Annotated in this window: 3 protein-coding genes and 1 other annotated feature; all 3 genes read right to left on the minus strand. The window is 43.0% G+C overall.

Features of this window, described 5'->3' with window-relative positions; all coding sequences use genetic code 11:
* Positions 1-58: 58 nt before the first annotated feature.
* Positions 59-1,738 carry an arginine--tRNA ligase gene (gene argS, locus ASU00_RS22620; RefSeq protein WP_413783543.1) on the minus strand — a complete coding sequence of 560 codons (1,680 nt, stop codon included), beginning with the start codon at positions 1,736-1,738 and terminating at the stop codon, positions 59-61.
* Between the two features lie 34 nt (positions 1,739-1,772).
* Positions 1,773-1,990: a binding site (T-box leader), on the minus strand.
* A 51-nt stretch (positions 1,991-2,041) separates the two neighbouring features.
* Positions 2,042-2,560, minus strand: a complete 519-nt coding sequence (locus ASU00_RS22625) for a response regulator (RefSeq protein ID WP_057915706.1) — start codon at positions 2,558-2,560, stop codon at positions 2,042-2,044.
* A gap of 81 nt (positions 2,561-2,641) precedes the next feature.
* Positions 2,642-3,673, minus strand: coding sequence for a Delta(5) desaturase DesA (gene desA, locus ASU00_RS22630; RefSeq protein WP_057915707.1), 1,032 nt, complete (start codon positions 3,671-3,673; stop codon positions 2,642-2,644).
* Positions 3,674-3,950: the final 277 nt, after the last annotated feature.

Consider the following 3,950-nt stretch of genomic DNA (forward strand, 5'->3'; position numbering starts at 1 on the left):
TTAATTCAAAAGCCCTTCCTTCCCGATCATGGGAAGGAAGGGCTTTTTTTAATTTCCATTACATCTGATTCGGTGCTGAAATTCCCAATAATCGCAACGCATCCTTCAAGACGGTCGCTACGCAATAGGCAAAGGATAGCTTCATTTGCTGCCACTCATCATCGACCAGTACCTTCGTATGTGCATAATACTTGTTGAAGGCACGTGCCAGCTGCAAGCTGAATTTGGCAACTTGTGATGGATCGGCTTGTTCAAAGGATTTTTGGACAATGATCGGAAACTGCTCAAGCAGCTGGATCACGGGCCAAGCATATTCTCCTAAGGCGTCAAACTCGATGGCCTGCTCTTTATATTGTCCCTTTTTCAGCAATGATGAAATTCTCGCATAGGTGTATTGCACATATGGCCCTGTTTCGCCTTCGAAATTCATCATTTGGTCCAATGAAAAGTCGATATCGTTCATACGGTTATTTTTTAAATCATTAAAGATCACCGCACCGACACCAACCTGTTCCGCAACAGTTTCCTTCTGTTCAAGCGCTTGGTTTTTTTCTTCAATATTTCGCTTCGCCGTTTCAATCGCTTCTGCCAATACATCTGCAAGCAGCACGACCTTCCCTTTACGCGTCGACATTTTCTTGCCGTCCTTCAGCATCATGCCAAAAGCTACATGCTGTAAATCCTTAGACCACTCATATCCCATCTTGTTAATCACCTTGAACAGCTGTTTAAAGTGCAGGGCCTGTTCATTTCCAACGACATAAAAGGTTTTCTTCGCATCGTACTGTTTTTTGCGATACACCGCTGCAGCTAAATCACGTGTGGCATATAGCGTCGCCCCATCCGTTTTCGTAATCAAACAAGGAGGCATATCCTCCAACTCGACGACAAATGCGCCCTCCGATTGGGTAAGTAAGTCTTTTTCCTTCAGCTCCTCAACGACAGCATCCATTTTGTCATTGTAAAAGGCCTCGCCCGCATAGGAATCAAAACGAATGCCCAAGACCTCATAAATCGCAGCGAATTCTTGCAATGAAGCATCTCTGAACCATTTCCAAAGGGCGAGTGCTTCTTCATCGCCATCTTCAAGCGACTTGAAGCTTGCGCGTGCTTGTTCATTCAACGACTCATCAGTTTGTGCAACATCATGGAACTTTACATAAATCTTCAATAATTCTTGAATAGGCGAAGCTTCGATTGCCGCTTTGTCTCCCCAGAGCTTATAGGCAACAATCAATTTGCCGAATTGCGTGCCCCAGTCTCCCAAATGATTGATTCGCACGACTTGATAGCCGTTCTTTTCAGCTATGTTAGCCAATGCGTTGCCGATGACCGTCGAGCGCAAATGCCCCATCGAAAACGGCTTGGCAATATTCGGCGAGGAATAATCGATTACGACATTCTCCGCTGCAGGCGTCAACGAACCATACTGTTCCTTTTCACGTAATATCGCTTGCAGCACATTTTCCGTCACCGATTGCTGATTGACGAAGATATTGACATACCCCGACACTGCATTCACTTCTTGGATCATCGTATCGCTTAATTTCCCAGCTACTTCAGAAGCGATCACCTGTGGTGACTTTCTCAGTTTTTTTGCAAGCGCAAAGCATGGAAAAGCAAGATCGCCTAATTCCACAGATTTAGGCTTTTCAATTAATTTTTCAATTTCGCTTACGGTCATTTCTTCGTTCAATGCATTGGCAAGTAAAGCTGCGATTGGTTGATTCATCGTCATTTTCCCTCCTAAACAAAAAAGCCCCCGTCTCTTAATAAGAGACGAGAGCATAGCTTCCCGTGGTACCACTCTAGTTGCCACAAATCGTGACCACTTTCCATTGTTAACGAGGTGACTCCCCGATATTCCCTACTAAACGGTTCAAGAAATTTCTCCGAAGTGCGCTTCATTCATCCGTCCTGCATCAGGCTCCCACCATCCCTGACTCGCTTGCCATTTCTAATGAACTACTCTCTTCATCACAGAATTTTCAATATTATAATTTTATCCATATTACACAATTTCTAAAAACGTGTCAACACCTCAACCGGTCGGTGCCTTCATTTTATCCTTGATCGTGGACAAATACGTTCTTATAACCCCAGGTGCAGCTTGACCTTCAGCTGACATCTCCTGCACTTCGCTTTCCCGTTCCGAATTATTGTAAGAAGCAGCATCCATGAGCTCAGGGGAGTAAATTCTCATGCCATCCATAATACGGCGGATCGAGCAAGCTAGCTCATCACTCGGGTTATCCTTCAATAAATAGCCACGCACATTCGCTTGCAGTGCTTGTTGAAAATGACCATTCCGTCGAAACGTCGTTAACATAATCACCTTGCATTCCATTGCCTTTAAAACTTCCGCTGCCTCAAGTCCGCTCATGACAGGCATCTCCATATCCATGATGCAAACATCCGGCCGTAATTGATGCACTAGAGCAACCGCTTCTTCCCCATTGCTGGCCTGACCGACGATTTCGATATCTTCTTCAAGATTGAGTAGAGAACTAATCGCTTCCAAAAGCATTTCCTGATTCTCTGCAATTACGATCCGAATCACTTTACGTTCCCTCCTTGATCTTAAACAAAGACTCCCCCAAATCCAAGGATTATAAAGGGAGTCTGGCATTATCTATACATGTCATAGTTCGGATTTAGCTTGAACAGACACATTCTTTTTCGTTAAATATTTTATGTCCTTGAAGCCAACAAAATTCTTGTTTTCCTCATCCCATAAGCGGAAACGAAGCGACTGTAAGCTTGTCGCAAGCGTAATCGTCGGAACATTCTCTAAAGGCTCCGTATTATTATGGGCCATTTCCAGTTTATAGTTTGGAACCCTAGGACTCAAATGATGAACATGGTGGTAGCCGATATTACCAGTAAGGAACTGCATCAATTTCGGAAGCTTATAAAAAGAACTTCCCTCAACTGCAGCCAACACATATTCCCACTCCGCATTTTCTTCAAAATAAGAATCCTCGAAGGTATGCTGGACGTAAAACAGCCAAATGCCCACTGAACCAGAAATCATGAAAATCGAACCTTGTACCAAAAGAAACGACTGCCACCCAAGTAGCATGCAAAGCACTGCCACTAAAGCGAAAATGATTGCATTCGTCAAATACGTATTCATTTTTTCCTTCTTTCTAGCCCCTTTGCGGTTAAACCTATTCTTAAGAAGGAAAACATAAATCGGACCTAAACCGAACATAACCAACGGATTGCGATAGAAACGATAAGCAAATCGAAGCTTAAGCGGCGCTGCCAAATACTCATCCACCGTAAGAGTCCAAATATCGCCCGTCCCCCGTTTATCCAAATTGCCGCTTGTAGCATGATGAACCGAATGCTCATGACCCCATTGATCAAAAGGAAATAAAGTCAAAACACCCATACATGTACCCACGATTCTATTCGCACGACGGCTTTTGAAGAACGAATGATGTGTACAATCATGAAAAATGATGAATATCCGTGTCAGGAAGCCCGCAGCCAATATAGCTGGGATTAATGTTAACCAATATGATACGGAAAGGCTTATATATGCTAGGTACCATAAAATAAGAAACGGCCCGATGGTATTGATGATCTGCCAGATACTTTCCTTTGTCGTTGATTGCTCAAAAGGAGCAATTTGTTTTCTCAAATTCTTCGTATTTTGCATAGTCATTAATCAATTGCACTTCCTTCTATTTGTCATAATACTTATTATAAGGAAAAGCCACTAACATTATTAGTACCAGGTGTCATGACAAGAAGATGACATTTGTCACACACTAAACATTTCCAGCTACAAGTTTCGCACTTTTATCTACGATTTCAGCATTTTATCTGCAAGTTGGGCGNATTTTATCTACGGATTCAGCATTTTACCTGCAAGTTGGGCGCATTATCTACGATTTCAGCATTTTATCTGCAAGTTGGGCGCTTTTATCTACGGATTCAGC

Source organism: Peribacillus muralis (assembly GCF_001439925.1).
Classification (GTDB): Bacteria; Bacillota; Bacilli; order Bacillales; family DSM-1321; genus Peribacillus; species Peribacillus muralis.

Coding starts and splice junctions, on each gene's coding strand:
- argS (WP_413783543.1), bottom strand. CDS start 1,738: ATGACGATGAATCAACCAATCGCAGCTTTACTTGCCAATGCATTGAAC.
- desA (WP_057915707.1), bottom strand. CDS start 3,673: ATGACTATGCAAAATACGAAGAATTTGAGAAAACAAATTGCTCCTTTT.